This is a genomic window from Klebsiella sp. HMSC25G12 (assembly GCF_001807705.1).
GTDB classification, from domain to species: domain Bacteria; phylum Pseudomonadota; class Gammaproteobacteria; order Enterobacterales; family Enterobacteriaceae; genus Klebsiella; species Klebsiella variicola.
Map to the genome: position 1 here is coordinate 143,923 of NZ_KV789778.1, position 26,985 is coordinate 170,907.

Consider the following 26,985-nt stretch of genomic DNA (forward strand, 5'->3'; position numbering starts at 1 on the left):
ATTCTGCTTATTGCTCCTGTTGCTTAATGCACATGGAGGTTATTTTCCGCCCACAGAATAAACTGCTCTTTTGGCAGCGCTTTGCTGTACAGCCATCCCTGGGCGTACTGGACGCCATGCTGTCGTAGCCAGTCGCGCTGGCTTTCGGTTTCCACCCCTTCGGCGACGGTGGCCAGATTGAGCGCCTTGGCCATTTCAATAATGTGCGGCGTCAGCGGCCGGTACTCGAGGGTATCGACAAAAGATTTATCGATTTTCAGCGTATCGACGTCCAGTTTCTGCAGATAGCTCAGGCTGGAGTAGCCGGTGCCAAAGTCATCAATCGAGATACGATGCCCGGCCTGACGGTAGTGAGCGATCACCGGCATGGTGGTCTCCGGATCGACAAATCCGCGCTCGGTGATTTCAAGGATGATCTGTTCGGCGGCGATCCCCCAGTGCTGCAGCTGATCGTGTAACAACTTCGGTAGGGTGGGCGAGCGTAAATCATCTACCGACAGGTTGATGGAGATGTGCACTTCCGGCCGCTGCCGCAGCCAGGGACCGAGATCGGTAAAAATTTTCCTGACGATATCTTCCGTCAACTGCGTAATCAGCCCGGTCTGCTCGGCCAGAGGAATAAAAATATCCGGCGATAAAAAGGTGCCGTCGGGTTGCTGCCAGCGGGCCAGCGCCTCGGCCCCGGCGATTTTCTCATCCTGCAACGAGATTATCGGCTGATAGTAAACCTGAATCGCTTCGGAGTTGAGGGCGTCCAGCATACTGTTGCGTGGTGATCGCAGGTGTCTCAGCAGGCGCAGCAGCAGCCAGGTAGCAAGCAGGCTGGTGAAGATGCCGACAGGGAGCCAGAAGATTAGCTGCTGGCGAATACGCTGCTGCAGCGGCAGCGTCGACGACCAGGTCACGATGCCGGAGCCCAGCTCGGGAATGCGCTGGATCCGATAGACCGTGTTATCCAGCGTCAGCATATTAACATGTGGATCTTTAATACGCTGCCAGACCGTATCCGGCAGCGGTTGGCTGCTGATCACCATTTTCAGGTGATCCAAACCAAACAGCATGGTATGGATCTTCTCCTCGCTGGCAGGAACCACATCGATAAAAGAGATGGGATCGATCATCACCATATGCTGTTGACTGCCCATGGCCGTCATCTGGTGATTAAGGCCGAGATCGTTTATTGAGGTCAGCCAGGTGCGATAGCCGTCAGGGGCAATGTGATCCGGCGGGGGAAAGGTGACCGCGACGCTATGGTCTTCCAGGGAGGAACATTGCGGCACGGACTCACGCAGCCAGAGCACTTCCTGAATGTAGCGATGGGTGTAGGCGATGCGGCGGAGCGTGAGCAGGTGCTCAGGGCTACAGGAGGCGGCGGTGTGTGAGTCGGCCTCACGTAGCGCTTCCCTGGCCTGATCGGCAACCTGCAGCGTGCGGACGACGATACGGTTGGAATAGTCATCCAGTTCACGATAGAACTGCAGCTTGGCCTGCCGCGCTGCCTGCCAGATGCTGAGTGAGATGGGCAGGATGATGGCCAGTATCAGCACCCCTGTAAACAGCGCCACCAGATGCCGGGTCCTCATGCCTGTGTCCTTATCGTTCGCCGGGTGTCATCAGTATATGCGAAAGATAAATCAGGCGCAGCGAGAGAAGTGAGCTGAGGTCGCGAAAAAACCGGCATCGCGAGAGGCTGCGATGCCGGGAGAGAAGGATGATTCCGATGCAGCAGAATAAAAATGAGGGTGTGAATGCCGGGCAGGGTGTATTCCGGCATTCAGTCGCAGCATACACGGCGCAGATGACAGCAATATGTTAGCTAGTGCGCATCCGGCGCCGGGATATCAGCGCTGATACGCAGGTCATTCTCATCAAATACCATGCAGAAGCGCTCATCGAAGGCCAGATTTATTTTCTGCCACGGGCGGAAATGGACGTCGCCGGGCAGCAGGACCTTGACGTTATCGTGGCCGTAGCACTGGCCGAACAGATAGGTATTGTTACCCAGACGCTCCACCACTTCACATTGAAACTCCACCACGGTACCGGTAGTGACGTCGGGCGTGAGATGCTCTGGCCGGATCCCCAGCGTCACCGCGGCGCCGGGCTTCAGCGGCTGGGTAGCGATATTGAGGACCAACTGATGGTCCTGCGCGAGGGTGACCGTTAAGCGTTCCGGCTGCCAGTCGCTGACGATGGCCGGCAAAAAGTTCATCTTCGGCGAGCCGATAAAGCCGGCGACGAATTTGTTGACCGGATTGTAATACAGCGCCATCGGCGAACCCATTTGTTCGACCTTCCCGTAGTTCATGACCACGATTTTATCGGCCAGCGTCATCGCCTCTACCTGATCGTGGGTGACATACACCATGGTGGTCTTCAGCTCCTGGTGCAGACGGGCAATATGCAGGCGCATATCGACGCGCAGCTCCGCATCGAGGTTAGAGAGCGGCTCATCGAACATAAACACCCGGGGATTACGCACGATCGCCCGGCCAATGGCCACGCGCTGCCGCTGGCCGCCAGAGAGCTGCTTCGGTTTACGATCCAGCAGGTGCGAGAGCTGCAGCGTTTTAGCCACCATTTCCACCTGGCGACGGATCTCCGTTTTCGGCACTTTATTCACCTTCAACCCGTAGCCCATGTTCTCTGCCACCGTCATGTGCGGGTAGAGCGCATAGGACTGGAAGACCATCGCCACGCCGCGGCGGGCGGGCACGACATCATTCATCACCTCATCGCCGATCAGCACTTCACCCTCGCTGACCTCTTCCAGACCGGCAATCATGCGCAGCAGCGTCGATTTTCCGCAGCCGGAAGGACCGACGAAAACGGCAAACTCGCCATCTTCAATATCGAGATTGACCTGGTGCAGCGTCACCGTGCTGCCGAACCTTTTGGTGACATTCCTCAGTCGTATATTGGACATCCACATTCCCCGAAGTGAGTAGCTGTTGTTTGCCGTTGCTTTGCCGCTGTGTTTAGTGTGAATTGTATTACGTGTAACAATTCAGCGTGGCGATGTTCAACAGCAGTAAAATCATGTCCTGACTATAACTTCCGCGGTTTTAGCGCCATACAGCGGCGTTTCATTTCTGCAAGGATGATCACACAACTGGCAGTTTATGGTAGTTTTGTCAGCAATCTACGGGTAGCGTATAACAAAAGAGAGCTGGAGCCTTTTTCTCATATAACTCGGCAGTTTGAAGTGATTTATTTTTCTGACTGGCAGAGATAAGCCCAATAAAAACCATTAAATTGTTATACCTTCACATGAGGTTGATAATGAAAAAGAACACGCTTGCTGCACTGATCCTTACCACCCTGGCGGCGGGGCAACTCACCAGCCTGCAGGCGCACGCCGCCGGGCAGCTCAACGTCTGGGAAGACATTAAAAAATCCGCCGGCATCAAAACCGCGGTTAGCGATTTTGAAAAGCAGTACAACGTGAAGGTCAATCTCCAGGAGATGCCTTATGCCCAGCAGCTGGAAAAGCTGCGCCTCGACGGCCCGGCGGGCATTGGGCCGGACGTGCTGGTGATCCCGAATGACCAGCTCGGCGGCGCCGTGGTTCAGGGACTACTCTCGCCGCTCAGTGTCGATCAGGCGAAACAGGATGCCTTTACGCCAGCCTCCATCAATGCCTTCCGCATGGACAACGCGCTGTACGGGATCCCGAAAGCAGTGGAAACCCTGGTGCTTATCTATAACAAGGACCTGATCGACAAGCCACTGGACAGCCTGCAGGCCTGGCTGGACTACTCGAAAACCCAGCGCGAGCAGAACAAATACGGCCTGCTCGCCAAGTTTGACCAGATCTATTACAGCTGGGGGGCGATTGGCCCGATGGGCGGCTATATCTTTGCTAAAAACGACAGCGGTGGCTTTAACCCGCAGCAAGTGGGCCTCAATACCCCCGGCGCCGTCGAAGCCGTCACCTTCCTGAAAAAATTCTATGCCGAGAAGGTCTTTCCAGCGGGGATCCTCGGCGATAACGGGCTGAATGCCATCGATTCCCTGTTTACCGAGAAAAAAGCGGCGGCGGTGATCAACGGCCCCTGGGCCTTCCAGCCGTATGAAGCCGCTGGCATTAACTATGGCGTGGCGCCCCTGCCGACCCTGCCGGACGGCAAGCCGATGAGCTCCTTCCTGGGCGTCAAAGGCTATGTGGTATCGACCTGGAGTAAAGACAAAGCGCTGGCGCAACAATTTATCGAGTTCATCAACCAGCCGCAGTATGTGAAAGCCCGCTATGTCGCCACCGGCGAAATTCCGCCGCTGAAGGCGATGATTGACGATCCGGTGATTAAAAACGACCAAAAGGCCAGTGCCGTCGCCATCCAGTCGGCGCGAGCGGTGGCGATGCCGGGCATTCCGGAGATGGGGGAAGTGTGGGGGCCGGCCAACGCCGCGCTTGAACTGAGCCTCACCGGTAAGCAGGCGCCGCAGGCCGCGCTCGATAACGCGGTGAAACAGATCACGATGCAGATCGAAGCAATGCAGGCCAGCAATCAGTAATTCACCGTCACGTGAAGTCACCGAGCGGGAGGGGGACCTCCCGTTTGTAGAAGGAGTCGAGTGTGAGCATCCATTCCAGCGAAAATTTTAGCGACGCACGCGGGCCCGGCCGCCATGCATGGTGCGGCCTGCTGCTGGCAATCGTGCCGGGTTTCGGTCAGTTTTATCATCGCCAGTGGCTGAAAGGGCTGGTCTTCCTGGTGCTGCTGAGCAGCTTTCTGGGGATTTTTTATGATTTCCTGCGTGAGGGGTTGTGGGGGTTATATACCCTGGGTGAAGAGGTACCGCGGGATAACTCTATCTTCCTGTTAGCGGAGGGGATTATCAGTGTGCTGATCGTCGCCTTTGGCGTGCTGATCTATTTTCTCTCGCTGCGGGATGCGTGGCTGAACGGCAAAAAACGCGATGAGGGGATCGCCCTGAACAGCGTGCGTAAGCAGTACCAGATGCTGCTGAGCGACGGCTTCCCGTACCTGATGATCACCCCGGGCTTTATTCTGCTGGTGTTTGTGGTGATCTTTCCCATTCTGTTCGGTTTCGCCATCGCCTTCACCAACTACAACCTGTACCACACGCCGCCGGCGAAGCTGGTGGACTGGGTGGGGCTGAAAAACTTCGTCAATATTTTCACCCTCTCTATCTGGCGCTCCACCTTCCTGGATGTGCTGCAGTGGACCGTGGTGTGGACGCTGCTGGCGACCACCCTGCAGTGTACGGTGGGCGTGCTGCTGGCGATTCTGGTGAATCAAAAAGATCTGCGCTTTAAGCCGCTGATCCGCACCATCTTTATTTTGCCGTGGGCGGTGCCGGGGTTTGTCACCATCCTCGTCTTTGCCGGTATGTTCAACGATTCATTCGGGGTCATCAACAACGCGATCCTGTCGTTCTTCGGTATCAGCCCGAAGGCATGGCTGACCGACCCGTTCTGGACTAAAACGGCGCTGATCATGATGCAGACCTGGCTTGGCTTCCCGTTTGTCTTTGCCATGACCACCGGCGTGCTGCAGGCGATCCCGGACGATCTGTATGAAGCGGCGACGATGGACGGCGCCAGCGCCTTTACCCGTCTGCGCACCATCACTCTGCCGCTGGTGCTGTACGCGATCGCGCCGATCATCATCACTCAGTACACTTTCAACTTTAATAACTTCAACATCATTTATCTGTTTAACAACGGCGGTCCTGCGGTGGCAGGCTCCAACGCCGGTGGGACGGATATTCTGGTGTCGTGGATCTATAAGCTGACGATGTCCTCGTCGCAGTACGCCATCGCGGCGACCATCACGATCCTGCTGTCGATCTTTGTCGTCGGCCTGGCGCTGTGGCAGTTCCGCGCCACCAAATCCTTCAAAAATGACGACATGGCGTAAGGGAAGCAACATGGCTCAATCACCCAGTATTAAACGCGAAAAGTGGATCCGACTCTCTCTCACCTGGCTGGTGGTTATTCTGGTCTCGGTGGTGATCATCTATCCGCTGGTCTGGACGGTCGGGGCGTCGCTGAACGCCGGCAATAGTCTGCTCAGTACCTCGATCATTCCGGAAAACCTGTCGTTCCAGCACTATGCCGATCTGTTCAATGGCAATGTGAATTACCTCACCTGGTACTGGAACTCGATGAAAATCAGCTTCCTGACCATGGTGCTGACCCTGATTAGCGTCAGCTTTACCGCTTACGCCTTCTCCCGCTTCCGCTTTAAAGGGCGGCAGAACGGGCTGATGCTGTTCCTGCTGCTGCAGATGATCCCGCAGTTTTCCGCGCTGATTGCGATCTTTGTGCTATCGCAACTGCTTGGCCTGATTAATAGCCATCTGGCGCTGGTGCTGATCTACGTCGGGGGGATGATCCCTATGAATACCTGGCTGATGAAGGGGTATCTCGACGCGATCCCCAAAGATCTGGATGAGTCCGCTCGCATGGACGGCGCCAGCAGCTTTCGCATCTTTATCGAGATCATCATGCCGTTGTCGAGGCCGATCCTCGCGGTGGTGGCGCTGTTCTCTTTCACCGGTCCGCTGGGGGATTTCATCCTCTCCAGCACCATCCTGCGTACCCCGGATAAATACACGCTGCCTATTGGTCTGTATAACCTGGTGGCGCAAAAAATGGGTGCCAGCTACACCACCTACGCGGCGGGGGCGGTGCTGATTGCCGTACCGGTGGCGATCCTCTACCTGGCGTTACAAAAATACTTTGTCTCCGGCCTGACCTCGGGCAGTACTAAAGGATAAGCACATGAAAAGATTCACCCCCGCATGGCTTGCGGTTTGTCTGGCATGCAGTTTCTCCACCCCTTCTCTGGCCGCGGACGCGCTTGAAACCCGCGCGTTTCAGGGCATGCCGGCGGACTTTATCAAAGGCGCGGATATCTCCACGCTGCTGGATGCCGAAAAGCACGGGGCGACGTTCTACGACCAGAATAATCAGCGCAAGGATCCGATCGCGATTCTGAAAGAGAACGGCGTCAACTATGTTCGCCTCCGTCTGTGGGTGGATCCGCAATCGGCGAGCGGTGAGGGCTATGGCGGCGGAAATAACGACCTGGCCACCACCCTGACCCTCGCGAAACGGGCGAAAGCCCAGGGGATGAAGCTGCTGCTCGATTTTCATTACAGCGATTTCTGGACCGATCCCGGCAAGCAGTTCAAGCCGAAAGCCTGGGAAAAGATGGATTATCCGCAGCTGAAAACGGCGATTCATGACTATACCCGCGATACCATCGCCCGCTTTAAGCAGGCAGGCGTCCTGCCGGATATGGTGCAGATCGGCAATGAGATCAACGGCGGCATCCTGTGGCCGGAAGGGAAAAGCTGGGGGCAGGGGGGCGGCGAGTTCGACCGGCTGGCCGGGTTGCTGAACGCGGCCATTGATGGCCTGAAGGAGAATCTACGTAACGGCGAGCAAGTGAAAATCATGCTGCATCTGGCCGAAGGGACCAAGAACGATACCTTCCGCTGGTGGTTTGATGAGATTGATAAACGCCATGTACCGTATGACGTGATTGGTCTGTCGATGTACACCTACTGGAATGGCCCGATCAGCGCCCTGAAGGCTAACATGGATGACATCAGCAAACGCTATAACAAAGACGTTATCGTCGTCGAGGCGGCCTATGCCTATACCCTGGCCAACTGCGACAACGCGGAAAATAGTTTCCAGGCGAAAGAGGAAAAGGACGGGGGTTATCCCGCCACCGTGCAGGGGCAATATCACTATATTCACGATCTGATGCAGGCCGTCATAGATGTTCCCGACCAGCGCGGCAAAGGTATTTTTTACTGGGAGCCCACGTGGATTGCCGTGCCGGGAAATACCTGGGCCACCCCGGCGGGGATGAAATATATCCACGACGAGTGGAAAGAAGGCAATGCACGTGAAAATCAGGCGCTATTTGATTGCCAGGGAAAAGTATTGCCGTCGGTAAAAGTTTTTAATTAATTTTTTGTCGTTTTTTTCAGGAAGTTTATTATGAATAAATTTGCACCTTTACATCCGAAGGTTAGTACGCTGCTGCATGGCGCGGATTATAATCCGGAGCAATGGGATAATGCCCCCGATATTATTGATAAAGACATTGCCATGATGCAGCAGGCAAAATGCAATGTGATGTCGGTGGGAATATTTAGCTGGGCGAAACTGGAGCCACGCGAAGGGGTATTTAATTTCGCCTGGCTGGATACTATCCTCGATAAACTGTATGCCGCCGGCATTCATGTTTTTCTGGCCACGCCGAGCGGCGCGCGTCCGGCGTGGATGTCTCAGCGCTATCCGCAGGTTCTGCGGGTGGGACGCGATCGGGTGCCGGCCCTGCACGGCGGCCGTCACAACCACTGTATGTCGTCACCGGTCTATCGCGAGAAAACCCTGGAAATCAATACCCTGCTTGCAGAGCGTTATTCTTCACACCCGGCGGTACTGGGCTGGCATATTTCCAATGAATATGGCGGTGAATGCCATTGCGATCTCTGCCAGAACCGTTTTCGCGACTGGCTGAAGGCGCGTTACCAGACCCTGGAGAACCTCAACCAGGCCTGGTGGAGCACCTTCTGGAGTCATACCTATACCGACTGGTCGCAAATTGAATCACCTGCGCCACAGGGCGAGGTGTCAATTCACGGTCTCAATCTTGACTGGCATCGCTTTAACACCGCTCAGGTGACCGATTTCTGCCGCCATGAAATTGCCCCGCTGAAGGCGGCTAACGCCTCCCTGCCGGTGACCACTAACTTTATGGAGTATTTCTACGATTACGACTACTGGCAACTGGCAGAGGCGCTGGACTTTATCTCGTGGGACAGCTATCCGATGTGGCACCGCGATAAAGACGAAACCGCACTGGCCTGCTACACCGCGATGTATCACGACATGATGCGCAGCCTGAAGGGCGGCAAACCGTTTGTGCTGATGGAGTCCACACCAGGCGCCACCAACTGGCAGCCGACCAGCAAACTGAAGAAGCCGGGAATGCATATTCTCTCCTCGCTGCAGGCGGTGGCGCATGGCGCCGACTCGGTGCAGTATTTCCAGTGGCGGAAAAGCCGCGGTTCGGTTGAGAAATTTCACGGCGCGGTGGTTGACCACGTCGGGCACATTGATACCCGTATTGGTCGTGAAGTCAGCCAGCTCGGCGAGATACTGAGCAAGCTACCGGAGGTCCGGGGTTGTCGCACCGAGGCGAAAGTAGCGATTATCTTCGACCAGCAAAACCGCTGGGCGCTTGATGACGCCCAGGGGCCGCGCAATCTGGGTATGGAGTATGAGAAGACGGTCAACGAACACTACCGTCCGTTCTGGGAACAGGGCATTGCCGTCGATGTGATTGACGCTGATGTCGATTTAACGCCATACCGGTTAGTGATTGCCCCGATGTTATATATGGTGCGCGACGGCTTTGCCGCGCGGGCAGAGGCGTTTGTCGCCAGCGGCGGCCACCTGGTGACCACCTACTGGACCGGCATCGTCAATGAGTCCGATCTCTGCTATCTCGGCGGCTTCCCGGGCCCGCTGCGCAATCTGCTGGGGATCTGGGCGGAAGAGATCGACTGTCTGAATGACGGCGAGTTTAATCTTGTGCAGGGGCTTGCCGGGAATCAGTGCGGTCTGCAGGGTCCCTATCAGGTGCGCCATCTCTGTGAACTAATCCATACCGAGAGCGCTCAGACGCTGGCCACCTACCGGGATGATTTCTATGCCGGACGGCCGGCGGTGACGGTGAACGGTTTCGGGAAAGGTAAAGCCTGGCATGTCGCCTCCCGCAACGATTTAGCCTTCCAGCGCGATTTCTTTGCTGCCCTGAGCAGGGAGCTGGATCTGCCACGAGCGATAGCGGCGGATTTACCGCCTGGCGTAGTGGCTACCGCGCGCACCGACGGTGAGAGCACGTTTGTCTTCCTGCAGAACTACAGCGCGCAAAGTCATACTCTGACTCTGCCGCCGGGGTATTGGGATTGCCTGACCGACGCGGCGGTGTCAGACCCGCTGACACTCTCAGCATGGGATTGCCGTATTCTTCGTCGCCACGCGTAATTTCTTCTTCTCCATGCCTGCTCTGACGAGCAGGCTTTTTTTTATCTTAAACCTGGAGCTTATGATGGTGAGTTTAAAATCCTTTCTGCACTATTTCTCTCCTGCACGTCCGGCACAGCCGTTAAGCGAGGCGGAAAAACAGCAAATCGAGGCGCTTATTCAGGCCTTTGGTGGCGAAGCGAATATTACGCAAGTGGATGCCTGTATTACTCGTCTGCGGGTGACGGTTCGTCACCTTGCGGCCGTGGATACTGACGCATTACAGCAGCAGGGCGCGCTGGGCGTCATTATTCTCGGCCAGCAGGTGCATGCTATTTTCGGTAAGCAGTCCGATGCGCTGCGTCAATTGCTGGATGAGCATTTTGCTACCAGGAAATAAATAAAACGGGATAACCTGAAAACAGGTTATCCCGAAAATAAGACAAAGACAGCAGTGGCAATAATGATTACCGGAGGGTAATTAATGACCTTACAGTTGGAGATATAAATAACGTTTTTGTCTTACCAGCGCGATATTACCACCAGGCCTCAACCTGCACGCCGAAATTCCAGGTATTATTCGCCGTCTGGTCTTCAAACGGTTTACCATCTTCAGAATCATTCAGGTATGAAGCAAAAATGCGTAATTCCGGGCGTGACATAAAGTCCGGCCCGTCCGCGAGGCCCAGCGCAATGGTATATTTCTCACCGGCCTGTTTGTAGCTGGTGCCATTGTTATAGCTGTCTTTCTGATAGAAACCGCCGACTTCGCCAATCAGGCGGACGTAGTCGGTGAACTGATACTGCCCACGGGCAACCAGCGACAGCATCCGCGTTTTGTCGGTGTAGTCGGTAATATCATCCGCCGAGCCCCAGGTCAGGACGTGGTTGATGGAGAACTTTTCGGTAATCGGGATCAGGCCGGTGTTAATCACGCGATAGCCGGTGGCGTCGTTCACGTAGTTCCACATATCGTACCAGCCGCCGCCCTGGGAGACCATGTTCTGCGCCAGCCCTTTGTTGGCATACTGCAGCACGGTTTTGTTATAGCCGCCCAGCATATCCTGACTGATTTCACCGGTCAGCATCACACCATTATCGGCATCGTACAGCCCGCCGTAGCTGTCCTGTTTTTTGGTGGTGTTCGGCATGGCGTAGTCGATGCCGAATTCGGTCCACGAACCCGACCACGGCTTCCAGCCTGCATAGCGTAAATCGATATAGTTAATATTGACGTTGCTGTCGCCATCGACACGATAGTCAACGTCGTTGGCATCGCCGCGGATCCAGGCCAGCGAGACGGCGCCAGGGCCGAGGGTGTAGTTTTCCACCCCGGCCCCGGAGCCGGATATGTTCCAGTATTTGGTATCGATGATGTGCAGATCGTGGCGCTGGTAGTAACGTTTACCCCCCCAAATCACCGCATTCGGATCGCCGGGGATCAGCCCTTTGATCTGCAGGTTCAGCTGACGTAAACCGAACTGTGCATCATCATTCAGCGTGGTTTCATTATCGTTAGAGCCGTCGGAGACCATGCTGACCATGCTGTCGAGATAGAAGCTGACGTCATCTTTCTTGTAGACCTCGGAGCCCAGCTCCAGCTCACCATAGGTATCCGATTCATTACCCAACCGGCCCAGCTTGTTCTTTTGCCATTCCGCTTCACTACCATCGCCGGAGACCCCAACCCCGGCGCGCATATAGCCATGGAAATCGATACTCGGGATTGCGGCGGTCGCCGCAAACGCGGAAGGGGCGATTAGCGCAGCGGCTAACGCGGCGGAAAGGGCGCGCAGTGTCGTATTCATCTCTATCCTCTTATTGTTTTGTATTACGTTCACATAACTGATGTCATAAAATGCCTAAATGTAACTTCAGGCAAACGAGATATGATTATTGTGTGACTAAGTGCAAATAATCATGCTGGTTTTTGTTGTGATGGGTGAGGTGATTCACAATTAACTGTGTTGTGAACGTAATACTTTTTGTGGTGTAATTTTGCGATGAAAGGTGGCGGTGAGCGTTTTTTCAAATGGCCCCTGTTACAATCATGGGATAACAACATAAGGAACCGGACCATGAAGTCTAAAAGCGCTACTCTGGAAGACGTCGCACGCCATGCGGGCGTCTCTTACCAGACCGTGTCCAGGGTACTCAATAAATCTGCCAATGTATCCGAAGCGACGCGCCGCAAGGTGGAGAAATCGATAGAGGCCTTACGCTATGTGCCAAACCGGCTGGCGCAGCAGCTGGTGGGGAAGGAGAGTCAGACGGTCGGGCTGGTGACGATTTCGCTGGCCTGGCATGCGCCTTCCCAGGTGGCGGCGGCGGTAAAACGCTATGCCAATCTGGAAGGTTACCAGGTCCTGATTTCGATGATCGATGAGAGCGTCAACCAAAGTATCCAGGATTCCATCAATGAGCTGAAATCTCAGCGGGTGGATAAAGTCATTATCAACGTGCCGCTGGAGACCGAGCAGGCGCAGAAAATCGCCGCTGACAACGATGATATCGTCTGCCTTTTTCTCGATGTCGACCCCTACAGTTCCGTGTTTAACGTTTCGTTTAATCCGGCAGATGGCACCCGGGCCAGCGTCAAATATCTTTATGAGATGGGGCATCGGGAGATCGCGCTGCTGGCGGGGCCGGACAGCTCCGTCTCGGCCAAACTCCGGCTGAAAAGCTGGCTGGAGACTCTGGAGGGCTACGGCCTGAAGCCGGTGACCGTTCTGCACGGCAACTGGGATGCGCAAAGCGGCTATGCCGGCGCGCTGCAGATGCTGCGCGAAACGCCCAATTTCAGCGCCGTGCTGGTGGGCAATGACCAGATGGCGCTGGGGGTGCTCAGCGCTTTCCATCAGCACCAGGTGGCGGTGCCGGGGGAGAAGTCCGTCATTGGCTATGACGATACCTACGAAAGCTCCTTTTTCTATCCGGCGCTGAGTACGGTGTCGCTGGACCTCGATCTGCAGGGGAAAGAAGCGGTGCGGCGGATCCTCGCCAGCACCAGCGGTGCGCCACATACTTCATCCATCCTGCCGGCGCGCCTGGTGATACGTCATTCCAGCGGCGCCAGAACTGAGCAAGGCAAAGATCTGCAGGCCATCGCGGAACAGCTACGCGCCATCGCCCACCGTCTGGCGCCCTGAAACCTAAGGCGGGGAAACTCGCCTTAGGCCCATTACCCTTAATTTGAAATGGTTGATCTTTGTCGTGGAACGGCGTAATTTAAATGTTATGTTATAACATAATGACGAGGTCATCATGAAAGCCCATATCCATCCCCCCTATCGCACGGTGGTGTTTCACGACACCAGCGTTAATGAGTATTTTAAAGTCGGTTCCACCATCCGCACCGATCGCGTGATTGAACTCGACGGCGAAACTTTTCCGTATGTGACGATCGACGTCTCCTCGAAATCGCATCCGTACTACACCGGCAAACAAAAAACCTTCGCCAGCGAGGGCAGCGCGGCCCGGTTCCGTCAGCGCTTCGGCGGCTTTATTGATGCGAAAAGGAAGGCATGATGCAGGTCGTTAACTCATTACGCAGCGCCAAACAGCGCCACCCGGATTGTCAGCTGGTCAAGCGCAAAGGGCGGCTGTACGTTATCTGTAAGAGCAACCCCCGCTTTAAAGCGGTGCAGGGGCGCAAAAAACGTCGTTAACGGAAACTCTCCAGAGTGCGGCGCTGCTGGCCGTCGGCGGTAAAATTGTCGGCGGCCAGCCATTGCCGCATGGCGTTATCCAGCTGCGGCCATTCGCCGTCTATCACCGAAAACCAGTCCGTATCCCGGTTATGTCCTTTGCTCACCAGTGCCTGACGAAAACGTCCTTCGTACTGAAAACCCAGCCGTCTTGCCGCCCGGCCCGACGGCATATTGAGACTATTACATTTCCATTCATAGCGACGATAACCGAGCGTATCAAACACATACTGCATCAACAGCCAGTGCGCTTCGGTGGCCATAGCCGTTCGGCTCAGCAACGGTGAAAAATGCACATGTCCCACCTCTACCACGCCGTGGGTGGCGTCGATGCGCATTAATGCCAGCGAGCCAACCGCCTTCCCTTGCCGCTGGTCAACGACGGCAAAATGGATCGGGTCTGCCAGCGTGGCGACCTGCTCCACCCAGGCACTGAATTCTGCAAGGTTGCTCTCAGGTTCACGCAGCAGCCACGTCCAGCTGCGGGCGTCTGGCGCCAGCTGGTGAGCAGCAAACAGGTCGCTGGCATGCGCGAGAGTCAGTGGTTCGAGCCGACAGCGGCTGCCCTGTAATACCTGCCGTGCTGGCCATGGACGCGGTTGCCAGTCAGGCAGCGCGGCGCCGAGTTCCTGTCCAAACTGATTGTATTCACGCATTGCGGTTTCCTTAGCGGGGTTTTTCAGGCAGCGTACGCGCTCACTGGTTCCATAAAAAGTGCCACAGGCGTATGTTTTTATAGGGCCACGAGGAGATGAGATGAACATACCGGACGATGGTTTTTTTACGCTGGTGACGCAGGGGATACAGCACCGATCGGATGAAACCCTGCAGCGGGCCCTTTACCACACATTGCGCCATGCCATCCTGCAGGGAACTCTGGCGGCCAACTGCCGTTTGCCCGGATCGCGGGTGATGGCCGGACGGCTGCAGCTGTCGCGAAATACGGTCAATGCTGCCCTGGAGCAGCTGGCGCTGGAGGGATACCTGATGCGGAGCCGTCAGGGAACGCAGGTGGTACCGCTCGCCGCCTGCCGCGAAGAGCCCGTGAAGGTGCCGCCCGTCGTACTGCCTGAACGGCTGCAAGGGCTGCCAGCCGCGATGCGCCGCGACTCTCCGGCGCTGCTGTTTACCCCTGGCATGCCGGCGGTGAACTATTTCCCGTTGCCGCTGTGGCGGCGGCTGATGGATAACGTCTTACGCGACGAGGGCAGCGCACTGCTGGGCTATGGCGAGGCGGCAGGCGACCCCTTGCTGCGGGAGGCTATCGCTCGTCATCTGGCGCTCTCCCGGGGGATCCGTTGCGATATTCGGCAGATTGTCATTACCGAAGGGGCCCTGGAAGGGGTGAACTTATGCGCTTCGCTGTTGACGGATCCTGGCGACAGCGTGTGGGTGGAAGAGCCGGGTTACCTGGGGGCCAGGAGCAGCTTCCAGCGGGCAGGGCTGCGGGTCAGCGGGATGGCGGTCGATGACGAAGGGATGGGGATTGCCAACGGCGTCGCGGAGCCGCCCCGGCTGATCTTCACCTCTCCCTCTCATCAGTATCCCCTCGGGAGCGTCATGAGCGCCGCGCGACGTCTGGCGCTGGTGGAGTACGCCCGCCTGCACGGGGCGTGGATTGTGGAGGATGACTACGACAGCGAGTTTCGCCATAGCGGAGAGCCGATCCCGGCGATGCTGGGGACGGTGCCGGATGCCCCGGTGGTGTATCTCGGTACCTTCAGCAAAACACTCTTTCCGGCGCTGCGTATTGGCTTCATGGTGATGCCGCCTGCGCTGGCGGATGCCGTTCAGTATGTGATTGGCACGTTGCTGCGTGGAGGACACCGCACGGAACAGCGGGCGCTGGCCAGGTTTATTGAGAAGGGGCACTATGCTCGCCATCTGGCGGCCATGCGTCGCCTGTACCGCAAGCGCCAACAACAGCTGCGTGAGGCACTGGCGCAAGAGATAACCGTGCCATGCGAGGTCCTTGGCGGGGAAGGGGGGCTCCATTTGACAGTCGCAATGGAAGGGTTCGATGACCAGGCGATTGCGCAGCAGGCGCGTCAGTTTCAACTGGCGCCTGCCGCGTTACGTCATTTCTATCTCGACCCGCAGCGGGGGCGGAGCGGGCTGGTGCTGGGATATGGTAATACTTCTGCTTCCCGCTATCCGCTGGCGCTGCGGACGCTAAATCGTCTTATTGTGCAGCACCGGCGCGGGTCAGCGTAAAAACGTCGTAGAAGGAGAGCTCGCCTTTGGTGGCGACCATCTTTTTGAGCTGCGCCTTCTGCTCGCTATCGACATCCGGCGACTGAAGAATACGCTCGATCAGCTGCCGGGGAACAAAGCGGGTGTTATACCATTCCCCGTTGTAGCACACGCGAAAGTCGAGGACATCGATATCTTCATAACGATAGCGCGGATAGACGTCAAAGAAGAAAAAGGCGTTGAACAGGATGAACAGCACCACCAGCAACCAGACCGAGTCTACCAGCGTTTCAGAGCGCAGCATGACCACCAGCGTCGCCAGAAACGCGGCATACATGGCAACAAACAGCCCCGGATGGTTGCGGATAAAACTGATGCTAAAACGCGGGCGATTATCGCGTTTTTCCTGAACGTTGAGTTCGTCAATGGTATGAGTTAGCAGGCGTTGTATTTCTGTCATCTTGGTCCCCGAATTCTGCAATGAGCCAGCCGTGCACGCCCGGCGGACCAGGCGTGGCAGGCTTAGCCTGAAGGCTATTTTATGTTGCAATATTCCACGGCGAAAGTAACAGATCAGTTACAGAAAACCATAACAGTTACGGATTTGGTAGCGGAAGGCGCTTAATGATCTGCGCCGGGTTGCCGCCGACAACGGCCCCGGCCGGTACATCTTTGGTGACGACTGCACCGGACGCAATGACCGCATTATCACCAATGGTCACCCCGGGATTGATTACCGCCCGCCCACCAATCCACACATTGTGGCCGATGGTCACTGGTTTGCCATATTCCTGGCCGCTGTTACGCGCTTCGGCATCCAGCGGATGGGTGGCGGTATAAATATGGACGCCCGGCGCCAGCATGCAGTTATCGCCAATATGAATAGGGCAGACGTCCAGCATCACGCAGTCAAAATTGGCGTAAAACGCGTTGCCGAGAAAGATATTGTAGCCGTAGTCGCAGCGAAAGCTTGGCTCGATATACGCATCGCCGGCGCGACCGAACAGCTCGGCCAGAATATGCTGACGTTCTTCCTGCGCATCCGGGGAGGAATGATTATAACGGTGTAACAACTGTCTGGCGCGCAGGCGATCGGCGCGAAGCGTTGGGTCGCCAGATAAATAGAGCTCACCGGCGATCATTTTACGTTTTTCTTCACTCATGGGTCTTCCTTATACCTGACTTTAGATGGCCGTAGCAGTATAAAAAAGAAACCGGTTACAGGGTTGCTGTTAGCTGAATGATGTGATGACTATCACAAAGATACCCTGCGGCGGCTGACGCGTATCGTCCGGTCAGCAGACCACGTTGTGCGCGTCGATTAGCGGATAAACTTCCAGACTGAGGTCGGGATCTTATCGTACAGCTTATTCATGGTCAGTTCAGCCAGACGATGATCGGCGGCTGAGTAAAATACCGCCAGTTCATTATCAGACAGTTCATATTTATTTTTTTCAATGACGCGCTCCAGCGTGTCAATTGTCTGGCAACGACGTAAGCGCATCAAATAGTCTGTTTTAGTTAATGGCTTATCAGACATAATTCCACCTTTTGATTGTAATAATTCTAACACGAGAGACTGGCCGGGTTTTCCCGGCTGGCGTTGACAAAGCAACGAAATAGTCGATTACCGGATTTTTTCCACTTTTGCAAATCCGTTGAGTTAATGCCGTAGTTACTGAACAAGGTAAAAGTATCGTCCAGATATTCGTCAACCTGAGCGACCAGTTTATTATCCTCAGTGTACTTAATTTTATAATTAAGCGCGAATGTGGCAATGTGCTCGATCAATTCATTTAACTGAAGATTGACAGCCGAAGTCGGGTCGTTGACCCAGCCATGGTTGCTCTCTTCCAGGTTTGCAAGGCAGTCATGATACAGCGTTTCGCAGAGAAAGCGTAGCTGTGCAATATCATGTCTTTTTGGCGAGTATTCGTCCATAACGCATCCCCTTTTGAGTGGTTTAAACGACGACTAACAAACACCGTTGTGGGATGAACACGACTAACCGACCTGACACTAACTGAGTAATCCTGCTGATTTAACTATAATCCACTCTCCAACAGATTTCATCGTGCTATTACGAAAAATTACAATTATCAGAGAGAAATTATCTTAAAAATAGACGAATTAATTTCGCAGGCCCTGGCGCACAGCCCGAGAAATAGAGAAGTCTTATCAATCATCGGCTTAAGGCAGGCAGCTGTCGCGTTCAGAAACCGCCGGCCGCGGGCGTTGGTATTAGGATTATTCCTGGTAAATGAGTGTGTAAAGATCATAAGTACCAGGCAATGTGAAAAAATAGCCAGGACCATATCAATATATATTAAATGCAGTGTGAAAAATAAACAATGGCAATATGTGCCCTGTTGCGACGGACAAAAAAAGGGCCGCGAAGGCGGCCCTTTGTTCAAGTGTGACGATTAATGATGCTCAACCTGATGGCTGTGCTCAATATCTTCCGATTTCTTGCTAAAGCGGCGACGAACCACCACGAAGAACACTGGCACGAAGAAGATGGCCAGAATCGTCGCGGTCACCATCCCGCCCATTACGCCAGTACCGACGGCGTTCTGCGCGCCGGAGCCGGCACCCGAGCTGATCACCAGCGGCATAACGCCGAGGATAAACGCCAGGGAGGTCATCAGGATCGGACGCAGACGCATACGCACTGCTTCAAGCGTTGCCTCAATTAGCCCTTTACCCTCTTTCTCCATCAGGTCTTTGGCGAATTCAACGATCAATATCGCGTTCTTCGCCGACAGGCCGATGGTGGTCAACAGGCCCACCTGGAAGTAAACGTCGTTGGTTAAACCGCGGAAGGTAGCGGCTAACAGCGCACCGACCACACCCAGCGGAACGACCAGCATGACCGAGAACGGAATTGACCAGCTCTCATACAGCGCTGCCAGACACAGGAAGACGACAATCAGCGAAATGGCATACAGGGCAGGGGCCTGGTTGCCGGACAGTCGTTCCTGATAAGACATCCCGGTCCAGTCGTAGCCGATACCGGAAGGCAGTTTACCCGCCAGCTCTTCCATCAGGCTCATCGCCTCACCGGTACTCTTGCCTGGCGCTGCCTGGCCGAGAATTTCCAGGGACGGCAGGCCGTTGTAGCGTTCCAGACGCGGCGAACCGTATTCCCAACGCGAAGTAGAGAAGGCGGAGAACGGCACCATCTGACCATCGCTGCCGCGAACATACCACTTGCCGATGTCTTCCGGCAGCATACGGTATTTCGCTTCAGACATGATGTACACTTTCTTCACGCGGCCGCGGTCGATAAAGTCGTTGACATAGCTCCCGCCCCAGGCTGCGCCCAGCGTGGTGTTAATGTCGCTGATGGAGACGCCCAGCGCCTGGGCTTTTTCCTGATCGATATCGACTTTGAACTGCGGTGTATCTTCCAGACCGTTAGGACGCACGCCGGTTAACACGTCAGGATGCTGCGCCACCATGCCAAACAGCTGATTTCGCGCTTGCGTCAGTTTTTCGTGGCCCAGACCGCCCTGGTCAATGAGCTGGAAGTCAAAGCCGGTCGCGGTACCCAGTTCAACGATAGCTGGCAGGTTAAAGGCGAACACCATCGCATCTTTAATCTGCGAGAAGTAGCCCATCGCCCGGCCGGTGATCGCTTCAACTTTGTTTTCCTCACCCGGACGCTGGCTCCAGTCTTTCAGCGAGACGAACGCGATGCCGGTGTTCTGGCCACGACCGGCGAAACCGAAGCCGTTAACCGCAAACACGGATTCCACGTTGTTTTTCTCTTTGGTGAGATAGTAGTCCGTCATCTCATCCAGCACTTTCTGCGTACGCTCCTGGGTGGCGCCGGCAGGCAGCTGCGCCATGCTCAGGAATACCCCCTGGTCCTCGTCCGGCAGGAACGAGCTCGGCAGACGGACGAACAGCCACGCCATGCCCACCACGATGATCAGATACAGCACCAGATAACGACCGGTGCTGCGCAGAATGTTGCCTACGCTGTCGGTGTAGTGGTGCGTGCTCTTATCGAACATGCGGTTAAACCAGCCGAAGAAACCGGTGGTCGCGCCATGGCTGCCTTTCTGAATAGGCTTCAGCATCGTGGCGCACAGCGCTGGCGTCAGGATCAACGCCACCAGTACCGACAGCGCCATCGCAGAAACGATGGTGATGGAGAACTGGCGATAGATGGCCCCGGTTGAACCGCCGAAGAACGCCATCGGGATAAATACCGCCGACAGCACCATGGCGATACCGACCAGCGCGCCCTGAATCTGTCCCATCGATTTACGCGTCGCTTCTTTCGGCGGCAGACCCTCTTCCGCCATCACGCGTTCGACGTTCTCAACTACCACGATGGCGTCATCCACCAACAGGCCGATGGCGAGCACCATCCCGAACATCGTCAGGGTGTTTATCGAGAAGCCAAACGCTGCCAGTACCGCAAAGGTGCCTAACAGGACTACGGGTACGGCGATGGTCGGGATCAGCGTGGCGCGGAAGTTCTGCAGGAACAGATACATAACCAGGAACACCAGGATGATCGCTTCCACCAGCGTTTTAACCACTTCGTGAATAGAGATTTTCACGAACGGGGTGGTGTCATATGGGTAAACGATTTTCAGGCCCGACGGGAAAAACGGCTCCATCTTCGCCAGTTCTGCACGGATAGCGTTGGCGGTATCCAGCGCGTTCGCGCCGGTAGCCAGTTTAATACCCAGACCGGATGCCGGCTGGCCGTTAAACTTCGCCACCACGTCATAGCTTTCGCCGCCCAGTTCAATTTTGGCGACATCGCGCAGACGAACCTGGGAACCGTCCTGGTTCACCTTCAGCAGAATGTTGCCAAACTCTTCGGTATTGGTCAGACGGGTTTGCGCGATGATCGAGGCGTTAAGCTGCTGGCCTTTCACCGGCGGCGTACCGCCTAACTGACCCGCGGCCACCTGGGCGTTCTGCGCTTTCAGGGCGCTGATCACGTCCACCGGCGTCAGCTGGAAGTTGTTCAGTTTGTTCGGATCCATCCAGATACGCATCGCGTACTGGGAACCGAACAGCTGAACGTCGCCGACACCGCTGGTACGGCTGATCGGGTCCTTCATGTTGGCCGCCACGTAGTCCGAAATATCGTCCTGGTTCATGGTGCCGTTGGTGTTAATAACGCCGACAACCATCAGGAAGCTGCTGGACGCTTTCTCAACGCTAATCCCTTGCTGCTGTACTTCTTGCGGCAGCAGAGGCGTCGCCAGCGCCAGCTTGTTCTGAACCTGAACCTGGGCAATATCCGGATCGGTACCGGATTCGAAGGTCAGGGTGATGGTCGCCGTACCGGTGGAGTCGCCATTGGAGGACATGTACATCAGGTGGTCGATACCGTTCATATTCTGTTCGATAACCTGAGTCACGGTGTTCTGCACAGTTTCAGCGTCAGCACCGGGGTACATGGCGGTAATGGAAATTGCTGGCGGCGCAATCGTCGGATATTGCGCTACCGGCAATTTGAGGATCGATAATCCCCCAGCCAGCATGATGATGATGGCGATCACCCATGCAAATATGGGGCGATCGATAAAGAAATTAGGCATGTCTTAACGGCTCCTGTTTAAGTTAAGACTTGGTTTGTTCTGATGGCGCGTTGCCTGTGGCTTGCTGTTTATCATCAGAAGCTACTTCCTGCGCTTTTACCTGCACGCCTGGTTTGATTTTTTGCAGGCCGGTGACGATAACGCGATCGCCAGTTTTCAGACCGTCAGTGACCAGCCATTTATCGCCAATCGCCTGAGAAGCAGTGACCTGGCGGACTTCGACTTTATCGCCTTCCCCGACCACCATGACGCTGGCGTCGCCGCGCGGCGTACGGGTAACACCCTGTTGCGGTACCAGCAGGGCGTCAGGGTTAACCCCTTCTTCCAGACGGGCACGCACAAACATCCCCGGTAGCAGGGTGTGGTCCGGGTTCGGGAAAATCGCGCGCAGCGTGATAGAGCCGGTGGTCTGATCGACGGTGACATCCGAAAATTCCAGCGTGCCGGCCTGCGGATACTTAAGACCGTCATTCGTCACCAGCTCCACTTTCGCTTTGCCGTTTTCCTGTTTCAGGCGGCCATCGGCCAGCTCCTGTTTCAGGCGCAGGAAATCATTGCTCGACTGGGTGACGTCAACATAGATCGGATCCAGCTGCTGAACAGTTGCCAGGGCAGTCGTTTGACCATTCTGCACCAGCGCCCCTTCGGTCACCGCGGATTTACCAATCCGGCCGCTGATCGGCGAGGTGACTTTGGTGTAGGCCAGATTGATGCGCGCGGTTTCCACGGCCGCTTTCGCTGCGACCACGGCCGCATTGCTCTGCTGTGCCGTCGCGACGGCGGTATCGTAGTCTTGTTGACTAATATATTTAGTGCCTAACAGTTTCTGATAACGCTTGACCGTCAGTTGATCCATGTTCGCTGCCGCCTGGGCTTTTGCCAGGTCGCCTTTGGCGCTGTCATAGCTGGCCTGATAGGTGGCGGGATCGATCTGATACAGGGAAACGCCGGCCTGGATGTCGCTACCTTCCACGAAGTTACGTTTTAAAATAATGCCACTGACCTGAGGACGGACTTCCGCAATGCGATAGGCGCTGGTGCGGCCTGGCAGTTCGGTGGTTATTTGTAGAGGTGCGGATTTGAGCGTCACAATACCGACTTCCGGCATGTGCTGGGCTCCTTGTTGAGCCGGTTTATCGTCACATCCTGTTAGCGCTAAGCTGCCTGAGAGCATCAGAACGACCGCCAGAGGCGTTAACCCTCTGTTTTTGTTCATATGTAAACCTCGAGTGTCCAATTTCAAAATGTTCAGTGGCTCAAACAACCACAAACCCACTACAGTCTTTCTATTATGGTCATGCTATGGTACATGCATTCACAAATGTATGTAAACGTAACCTCTGTAAAGTCATTAACCTATGGCACGAAAAACCAAACAACAGGCACGTGAAACCCGGCAACTGATTCTGGATGTTGCTCTGCGTCTGTTTTCGCAGCAAGGCGTATCATCTACCTCGTTGGCAACAATTGCAAAAGCTGCGGGTGTAACGAGGGGGGCTATCTACTGGCATTTCAAGAATAAATCAGATTTATTCAACGAAATTTGGGAGCTGTCAGACGCCAGTATTAGCGATCTCGAAATTGAGTATCGGGCAAAATTCCCCAACGATCCACTCTCAGTTATCAGGGAGATATTAGTCTATGTTCTTGAAGCGACAGTGACAGAGGAACGTCGACGATTAATGATGGAGATTATCTACCACAAGTGTGAGTTTGTCGGTGAGATGACCGTGGTGCAGCAGGCCCAGCGGCAGCTCTCCCTGGCGAGCTACGAGCGTATCGAGCAGACCTTAAAAGAGTGTATCGCCGCGAAGCTATTGCCCGCCAATTTACTCACCCGGCGGGCGGCCGTGTTAATGCGCAGCTACCTTTCCGGCCTGATGGAAAACTGGCTGTTTGCCCCTGACTCGTTCGACCTGCATGCGGAAGCGCGCGACTACGTCGCTATCCTGCTGGAGATGTATCAGTTCTGTCCTACGCTACGCGGCCCGGAGAGCCTGACAGCTTAACGTTAGCGCGCGGATGTACGTGAATTTTTAGCGCCGTCCGCCGCTATTCGCCAGCGAAGAGAAGTGCTATTCTGCGCGCTTGCGACGACCCCCGGTATTCTCCGGCATTTGCATTCATTCATATTAACTATGCTGCACACGATCTCCAGGCAACGCGCCACGTTTATCTTTTTCATTACGCTGCTCTGCTTTATTGGCCTTTTCAGCCCAGTTCAGGGCCGCGCCGCGGACCTCCCTGACCGGGCAGAGGTGCAGAGCCAGCTCAATACGTTAAACAAGCAAAAAGAACTGACTCCGCAGGACAAACTGGTCCAGCAGGATTTGACCCAGACGCTGGAAACGCTGGATAAAATCGAGCGCATCAAAAGCGAGACGGCACAGCTGCGTCAGCAGGTCGAGCAAGCCCCGGCGAAGCTGCGCCAGGCGGTGGATAGTCTCAACAACCTGAGCGAGGTCCCTGACGACGCCGCCACGCGCAAAACGCTCAGTACGCTCTCTCTGCGTCAACTGGAGTCACGCGTCACCCAGACGCTGGACGATCTGCAGAATGCGCAAAACGATCTGGCGACCTATAACAGCCAACTGGTTTCCCTGCAAACGCAGCCGGAACGTGTGCAGAACGCGATGTATAACGCCTCCCAACAGTTGCAGCAGATCCGCAATCGGCTGAATGGCACCTCGGTGGGCGACGAGACGCTGCGCCCGACCCAGCAGGTGCTGTTGCAGGCTCAACAGGCGCTGCTCAACGCGCAGATTGAGCAGCAGCGCAAGAGCCTCGAAGGCAACACCGTCCTGCAGGATACCCTGCAGAAGCAGCGTGACTACGTCACCGCCTGGAGCAACCGGCTGGAGCATCAGCTGCAGCTGCTGCAGGAGGCGGTGAACAGCAAGCGGCTTACGCTGACGGAGAAAACCGCCCAGGAGGCGGTCACCCCGGACGAAACCACGCGAATTCAGGCCAATCCGCTGGTTAAGCAGGAGCTGGATATTAACCATCAGCTCAGCGAGAAGCTGATCCAGGCGACGGAGAACGGTAACCAGCTGGTGCAGCGCAATATCCAGGTGAAGAACTGGCTCGACCGCGCGCTGCAGTCTGAACGGGATATTAAAGAGCAAATTTCAGTTCTGCGGGGGAGCCTGCTGCTGTCGCGCATTCTTTATCAGCAACAGCAGACGCTGCCGTCGGCGGACGAACTGCAGGATATGACCAACCGCATCGCCGACCTGCGGCTCGAGCAGTTTGAGGTGAACCAGCAGCGCGACGCGCTGTTCCAGAGCGACGCCTTTGTCGCCAAACTGGAGGAGGGGCACAGCAGCGAAGTGAACGATGAAGTCCACGCCGCGCTACTGGAAGTGATCGACATGCGCCGCGAACTGCTTGACCAGTTCAACAAACAGCTGGGGAACCAGCTGATGATGGCCATCAACCTGCAGATCAACCAGCAGCAGTTGATGAGCGTCTCGAGCAGTCTGAAGGAAATTCTGACCCAACAAATTTTCTGGGTGAACAGCAATAAACCGATGGACTGGGAGTGGATTAAGGCCTTCCCGGAAGCGCTGAAAGGTCAGTTTAAGGCGATGAAAATCACCGTGAACTGGGAAAAAGCGTGGCCCGCGGTGTTTATCGCTTTCCTGGCCGGTTTACCATTGCTGCTGATTGCCGGCCTGATCCGCTGGCGTCTGCAGTGGCTGAAGGATTATCAGGCTAAGCTTGCTTCCCAGGTGGGGCAGCTGCGCAACGATACCCAGCTGCATACGCCAAAGGCGATCCTGATCGACCTGATTCGGGCCTTGCCGGTGGTGCTGGTAATTTTGGCGATTGGCCTGATCTTACTCACCATGCAGCTTAATATCAGCGGACTGCTGTGGGCGTACAGTAAAAAGCTGGCCATGTTCTGGCTGGTCTTTGGTCTGTGCTGGAAAGTGCTGGAAAAGAACGGCGTGGCGGTCAGCCACTTCAATATGCCTGCGCAGTTGACCAGCCACTGGCGGCGACAAATTGTTCGCGTCAGCCTCGCGTTGCTGCCGCTGAATTTCTGGTCGGTGATTTCCGAGCTGTCGCCACTGAACCTGATGGACGACGTGCTGGGGCAGTTTGTGATTTTCTTCAATCTGCTGCTGATTGCCGTGCTGGTCTGGCCGATGTGTCGGGAAAGCTGGCGTGATAAAGAATCACACAGCCTGCGCCTGCTGACGATCACCGTGCTGTCTATTGTCCCGGTAGCCCTGATGGTGCTGACGGCGACCGGTTACTTCTACACCACGCTGCGCCTGGCGGGACGCTGGATCGAGACCGTGTATCTGGTGATGATCTGGAACCTGCTGTACCAGACCGTGCTGCGCGGTCTGAGCGTGGCGGCGCGACGTATCGCCTGGCGCCGGGCGCTGGCGCGCCGTCAGCATCTGGTGAAGGAGGGTGCGGAAGGCGCCGAGCCGCAGGAGGAGCCGACTATCGCTCTCGAGCAGGTCAACCAGCAGACGCTGCGCATCACCATGCTGGTGATGATCGCGCTGTTCGCGGTCATGTTCTGGGCGATTTGGTCTGATCTGATCACCGTTTTCGCCTATCTCGACAGCATTACCCTCTGGCACTACAACGGTACCGAAGCGGGGGCCAGCGTGGTGCGCAGCGTCACGATGGGCAGTCTGCTGTTTGCCATTGTGGCGTCGATGGTCGCCTGGGCGCTAATACGCAACCTGCCGGGTCTGCTGGAGGTGCTGGTTCTCTCGCGTCTCAATATGCGTCAGGGCACCTCCTACGCCATCACCACCATTCTTAACTATGCGATTATCGCCATCGGGGCGATGACGGTGTTCGGGTCGCTGGGCGTCTCCTGGGATAAACTACAATGGCTGGCGGCCGCGCTGTCGGTTGGTTTAGGTTTTGGCCTGCAGGAGATCTTCGGTAACTTCGTCTCCGGTCTGATTATTCTGTTCGAGCGTCCAGTGCGCATTGGGGATACGGTAACCATCGGCACCTTCTCCGGTACGGTAAGCAAAATCCGTATCCGCGCGACCACCATCACCGACTTCGATCGCAAAGAGGTAATTATCCCGAACAAGGCGTTCGTTACCGAGCGCTTGATCAACTGGTCGCTCTCCGACACCGTGACCCGGGTGGTGATCCGCCTCGGCGTCGCCTATGGCTCCGATCTGGATAAAGTGAAAGCGGTGCTGCTGAAGGCCGCGCACGATCATCCGAAAGTGATGCAGGAGCCGGCGCCAGCGGTTTTCTTCACCACCTTCGGGGCCAGTACGCTGGATCATGAACTGCGTCTGTATGTTCGTGAACTGCGCGATCGCAGCTACACGGTGGATGAGCTCAACCGCGCCATCGACCGCCTGTGCCGGGAGAATGACATTAACATTGCCTTTAACCAGCTGGAAGTTCATCTGCGCAATGAAAAAGGCGATGAAGTCACCGAAGTGAAGCGGGACGGGAAGGGGGACGATCTGGCGCCCACCACCGCGTCCTGATCGAAGAG

At 55.7% G+C, this 26,985-nt stretch carries 22 protein-coding genes and 1 pseudogene; 13 read left to right on the forward strand and 10 right to left on the reverse strand.

The window, feature by feature from the left end; translation table 11 throughout:
* Positions 1–23: 23 nt before the first annotated feature.
* Positions 24–1,583, reverse strand: coding sequence for an EAL domain-containing protein (locus HMPREF3096_RS00710; RefSeq protein WP_032729450.1), 1,560 nt, complete (start codon positions 1,581–1,583; stop codon positions 24–26).
* Positions 1,584–1,816: 233 nt separating this feature from the next.
* Positions 1,817–2,926: an ABC transporter ATP-binding protein gene (locus tag HMPREF3096_RS00715; protein ID WP_008805423.1), complete on the reverse strand. Its 1,110-nt coding sequence runs from the start codon at positions 2,924–2,926 to the stop codon at positions 1,817–1,819.
* A gap of 356 nt (positions 2,927–3,282) precedes the next feature.
* On the opposite strand from HMPREF3096_RS00715, the gene HMPREF3096_RS00720 reads away from it, so the two are divergent.
* From HMPREF3096_RS00720 to HMPREF3096_RS00745, 6 genes are all read left to right on the forward strand, one after another.
* On the forward strand, positions 3,283–4,515 hold the full coding sequence (locus HMPREF3096_RS00720; RefSeq protein ID WP_012542673.1) for a maltodextrin ABC transporter substrate-binding protein: 1,233 nt from the start codon (positions 3,283–3,285) through the stop codon (positions 4,513–4,515).
* A gap of 62 nt (positions 4,516–4,577) precedes the next feature.
* Positions 4,578–5,885 (forward strand): carbohydrate ABC transporter permease, encoded by a 1,308-nt coding sequence (locus HMPREF3096_RS00725; protein WP_008805425.1) that lies wholly within the window; start codon positions 4,578–4,580, stop codon positions 5,883–5,885.
* A 10-nt stretch (positions 5,886–5,895) separates the two neighbouring features.
* Positions 5,896–6,747 (forward strand): sugar ABC transporter permease, encoded by an 852-nt coding sequence (locus HMPREF3096_RS00730; RefSeq protein ID WP_004204761.1) that lies wholly within the window; start codon positions 5,896–5,898, stop codon positions 6,745–6,747.
* Positions 6,748–6,751: 4 nt separating this feature from the next.
* Positions 6,752–7,954 carry a glycoside hydrolase family 53 protein gene (locus tag HMPREF3096_RS00735; RefSeq protein WP_023322150.1) on the forward strand — a complete coding sequence of 401 codons (1,203 nt, stop codon included), beginning with the start codon at positions 6,752–6,754 and terminating at the stop codon, positions 7,952–7,954.
* A 30-nt stretch (positions 7,955–7,984) separates the two neighbouring features.
* Positions 7,985–10,042 carry a beta-galactosidase gene (locus HMPREF3096_RS00740; protein ID WP_032729453.1) on the forward strand — a complete coding sequence of 686 codons (2,058 nt, stop codon included), beginning with the start codon at positions 7,985–7,987 and terminating at the stop codon, positions 10,040–10,042.
* Between the two features lie 64 nt (positions 10,043–10,106).
* Positions 10,107–10,421 (forward strand): glucose PTS transporter subunit EIIB, encoded by a 315-nt coding sequence (locus HMPREF3096_RS00745; RefSeq protein ID WP_012542670.1) that lies wholly within the window; start codon positions 10,107–10,109, stop codon positions 10,419–10,421.
* Between the two features lie 136 nt (positions 10,422–10,557).
* Here HMPREF3096_RS00745 and HMPREF3096_RS00750 read toward each other — a convergent pair whose 3' ends face one another.
* Positions 10,558–11,829: a maltoporin gene (locus HMPREF3096_RS00750; RefSeq protein WP_008805429.1), complete on the reverse strand. Its 1,272-nt coding sequence runs from the start codon at positions 11,827–11,829 to the stop codon at positions 10,558–10,560.
* 270 nt (positions 11,830–12,099) lie between these two features.
* Here HMPREF3096_RS00750 and HMPREF3096_RS00755 point away from each other — a divergent pair, with 270 nt between their 5' ends.
* The 3 genes from HMPREF3096_RS00755 to ykgO all read left to right on the forward strand — a co-directional run bounded on the left by HMPREF3096_RS00755 (position 12,100) and on the right by ykgO (position 13,689).
* Positions 12,100–13,170 (forward strand): LacI family DNA-binding transcriptional regulator, encoded by a 1,071-nt coding sequence (locus HMPREF3096_RS00755; RefSeq protein ID WP_008805430.1) that lies wholly within the window; start codon positions 12,100–12,102, stop codon positions 13,168–13,170.
* A gap of 115 nt (positions 13,171–13,285) precedes the next feature.
* Positions 13,286–13,549 (forward strand): type B 50S ribosomal protein L31, encoded by a 264-nt coding sequence (locus HMPREF3096_RS00760; protein ID WP_008805431.1) that lies wholly within the window; start codon positions 13,286–13,288, stop codon positions 13,547–13,549.
* Positions 13,549–13,689 carry a type B 50S ribosomal protein L36 gene (gene ykgO, locus HMPREF3096_RS00765; protein ID WP_002892018.1) on the forward strand — a complete coding sequence of 47 codons (141 nt, stop codon included), beginning with the start codon at positions 13,549–13,551 and terminating at the stop codon, positions 13,687–13,689. The genes HMPREF3096_RS00760 and ykgO overlap by 1 nt, the downstream gene beginning before the upstream one ends.
* Here the strand turns inward: ykgO and HMPREF3096_RS00770 are convergent.
* On the reverse strand, positions 13,686–14,384 hold the full coding sequence (locus HMPREF3096_RS00770) for a GNAT family N-acetyltransferase (protein WP_016160391.1): 699 nt from the start codon (positions 14,382–14,384) through the stop codon (positions 13,686–13,688). The two genes, ykgO and HMPREF3096_RS00770, sit on opposite strands and share 4 nt — an antisense overlap.
* Before the next feature lie 100 nt (positions 14,385–14,484).
* Between HMPREF3096_RS00770 and HMPREF3096_RS00775 the strand changes: the two genes are divergently transcribed.
* Positions 14,485–15,942 (forward strand): MocR-like pyridoxine biosynthesis transcription factor PdxR, encoded by a 1,458-nt coding sequence (locus tag HMPREF3096_RS00775; protein ID WP_032729454.1) that lies wholly within the window; start codon positions 14,485–14,487, stop codon positions 15,940–15,942.
* On the opposite strand, the gene HMPREF3096_RS00780 is transcribed toward HMPREF3096_RS00775, so the two are convergent.
* On the reverse strand, positions 15,911–16,381 hold the full coding sequence (locus HMPREF3096_RS00780) for a YlaC family protein (protein ID WP_008805434.1): 471 nt from the start codon (positions 16,379–16,381) through the stop codon (positions 15,911–15,913). The genes HMPREF3096_RS00775 and HMPREF3096_RS00780 overlap by 32 nt on opposite strands.
* A 27-nt stretch (positions 16,382–16,408) precedes the next feature.
* Here HMPREF3096_RS00780 and HMPREF3096_RS30710 point away from each other — a divergent pair.
* Positions 16,409–16,546: pseudogene (locus HMPREF3096_RS30710) on the forward strand (hypothetical protein); the annotation flags it as partial.
* Here the strand turns inward: HMPREF3096_RS30710 and maa are convergent.
* The 5 genes from maa to acrA all read right to left on the reverse strand — a co-directional run bounded on the left by maa (position 16,518) and on the right by acrA (position 22,707).
* The gene (gene maa / locus HMPREF3096_RS00785) at positions 16,518–17,084 is read right to left on the reverse strand and encodes a maltose O-acetyltransferase (protein WP_008805435.1); all 567 of its coding nucleotides are present in this window, start codon (positions 17,082–17,084) and stop codon (positions 16,518–16,520) included. The pseudogene HMPREF3096_RS30710 and the gene maa overlap by 29 nt on opposite strands.
* Before the next feature lie 158 nt (positions 17,085–17,242).
* On the reverse strand, positions 17,243–17,461 hold the full coding sequence (locus tag HMPREF3096_RS00790) for an HHA domain-containing protein (RefSeq protein ID WP_002892050.1): 219 nt from the start codon (positions 17,459–17,461) through the stop codon (positions 17,243–17,245).
* Between the two features lie 26 nt (positions 17,462–17,487).
* Complete coding sequence (gene tomB / locus HMPREF3096_RS00795; protein ID WP_008805436.1) at positions 17,488–17,862, reverse strand: Hha toxicity modulator TomB; 375 nt, start codon at positions 17,860–17,862, stop codon at positions 17,488–17,490.
* A gap of 482 nt (positions 17,863–18,344) precedes the next feature.
* On the reverse strand, positions 18,345–21,491 hold the full coding sequence (gene acrB / locus HMPREF3096_RS00800; RefSeq protein WP_032729455.1) for a multidrug efflux RND transporter permease subunit AcrB: 3,147 nt from the start codon (positions 21,489–21,491) through the stop codon (positions 18,345–18,347).
* Between the two features lie 22 nt (positions 21,492–21,513).
* On the reverse strand, positions 21,514–22,707 hold the full coding sequence (gene acrA, locus HMPREF3096_RS00805) for a multidrug efflux RND transporter periplasmic adaptor subunit AcrA (protein WP_012542667.1): 1,194 nt from the start codon (positions 22,705–22,707) through the stop codon (positions 21,514–21,516).
* Between the two features lie 142 nt (positions 22,708–22,849).
* On the opposite strand from acrA, the gene acrR reads away from it, so the two are divergent.
* Together acrR and mscK are read left to right on the forward strand one after the other, a co-directional pair.
* On the forward strand, positions 22,850–23,500 hold the full coding sequence (acrR, locus tag HMPREF3096_RS00810) for a multidrug efflux transporter transcriptional repressor AcrR (RefSeq protein ID WP_008805439.1): 651 nt from the start codon (positions 22,850–22,852) through the stop codon (positions 23,498–23,500).
* A 129-nt stretch (positions 23,501–23,629) separates the two neighbouring features.
* Entirely contained in the window at positions 23,630–26,977 is a 3,348-nt protein-coding gene (gene mscK, locus HMPREF3096_RS00815) for a mechanosensitive channel MscK (RefSeq protein WP_032729458.1), read from the forward strand.
* Positions 26,978–26,985: the final 8 nt, after the last annotated feature.

Excerpts from the sequence above, each read along its gene's own strand:
- HMPREF3096_RS00710 (WP_032729450.1), bottom strand. The coding sequence starts at position 1,583 with ATGAGGACCCGGCATCTGGTGGCGCTGTTTACAGGGGTGCTGATACTG.
- HMPREF3096_RS00715 (WP_008805423.1), bottom strand. The coding sequence starts at position 2,926 with ATGTCCAATATACGACTGAGGAATGTCACCAAAAGGTTCGGCAGCACG.
- HMPREF3096_RS00720 (WP_012542673.1), top strand. The coding sequence starts at position 3,283 with ATGAAAAAGAACACGCTTGCTGCACTGATCCTTACCACCCTGGCGGCG.
- HMPREF3096_RS00730 (WP_004204761.1), top strand. The coding sequence starts at position 5,896 with ATGGCTCAATCACCCAGTATTAAACGCGAAAAGTGGATCCGACTCTCT.
- HMPREF3096_RS00735 (WP_023322150.1), top strand. The coding sequence starts at position 6,752 with ATGAAAAGATTCACCCCCGCATGGCTTGCGGTTTGTCTGGCATGCAGT.
- HMPREF3096_RS00740 (WP_032729453.1), top strand. The coding sequence starts at position 7,985 with ATGAATAAATTTGCACCTTTACATCCGAAGGTTAGTACGCTGCTGCAT.
- HMPREF3096_RS00745 (WP_012542670.1), top strand. The coding sequence starts at position 10,107 with ATGGTGAGTTTAAAATCCTTTCTGCACTATTTCTCTCCTGCACGTCCG.
- HMPREF3096_RS00750 (WP_008805429.1), bottom strand. The coding sequence starts at position 11,829 with ATGAATACGACACTGCGCGCCCTTTCCGCCGCGTTAGCCGCTGCGCTA.
- HMPREF3096_RS00755 (WP_008805430.1), top strand. The coding sequence starts at position 12,100 with ATGAAGTCTAAAAGCGCTACTCTGGAAGACGTCGCACGCCATGCGGGC.
- HMPREF3096_RS00760 (WP_008805431.1), top strand. The coding sequence starts at position 13,286 with ATGAAAGCCCATATCCATCCCCCCTATCGCACGGTGGTGTTTCACGAC.
- ykgO (WP_002892018.1), top strand. The coding sequence starts at position 13,549 with ATGCAGGTCGTTAACTCATTACGCAGCGCCAAACAGCGCCACCCGGAT.
- HMPREF3096_RS00770 (WP_016160391.1), bottom strand. The coding sequence starts at position 14,384 with ATGCGTGAATACAATCAGTTTGGACAGGAACTCGGCGCCGCGCTGCCT.
- HMPREF3096_RS00775 (WP_032729454.1), top strand. The coding sequence starts at position 14,485 with ATGAACATACCGGACGATGGTTTTTTTACGCTGGTGACGCAGGGGATA.
- HMPREF3096_RS00780 (WP_008805434.1), bottom strand. The coding sequence starts at position 16,381 with ATGACAGAAATACAACGCCTGCTAACTCATACCATTGACGAACTCAAC.
- maa (WP_008805435.1), bottom strand. The coding sequence starts at position 17,084 with ATGAGTGAAGAAAAACGTAAAATGATCGCCGGTGAGCTCTATTTATCT.
- HMPREF3096_RS00790 (WP_002892050.1), bottom strand. The coding sequence starts at position 17,461 with ATGTCTGATAAGCCATTAACTAAAACAGACTATTTGATGCGCTTACGT.
- tomB (WP_008805436.1), bottom strand. The coding sequence starts at position 17,862 with ATGGACGAATACTCGCCAAAAAGACATGATATTGCACAGCTACGCTTT.
- acrB (WP_032729455.1), bottom strand. The coding sequence starts at position 21,491 with ATGCCTAATTTCTTTATCGATCGCCCCATATTTGCATGGGTGATCGCC.
- acrA (WP_012542667.1), bottom strand. The coding sequence starts at position 22,707 with ATGAACAAAAACAGAGGGTTAACGCCTCTGGCGGTCGTTCTGATGCTC.
- acrR (WP_008805439.1), top strand. The coding sequence starts at position 22,850 with ATGGCACGAAAAACCAAACAACAGGCACGTGAAACCCGGCAACTGATT.
- mscK (WP_032729458.1), top strand. The coding sequence starts at position 23,630 with ATGCTGCACACGATCTCCAGGCAACGCGCCACGTTTATCTTTTTCATT.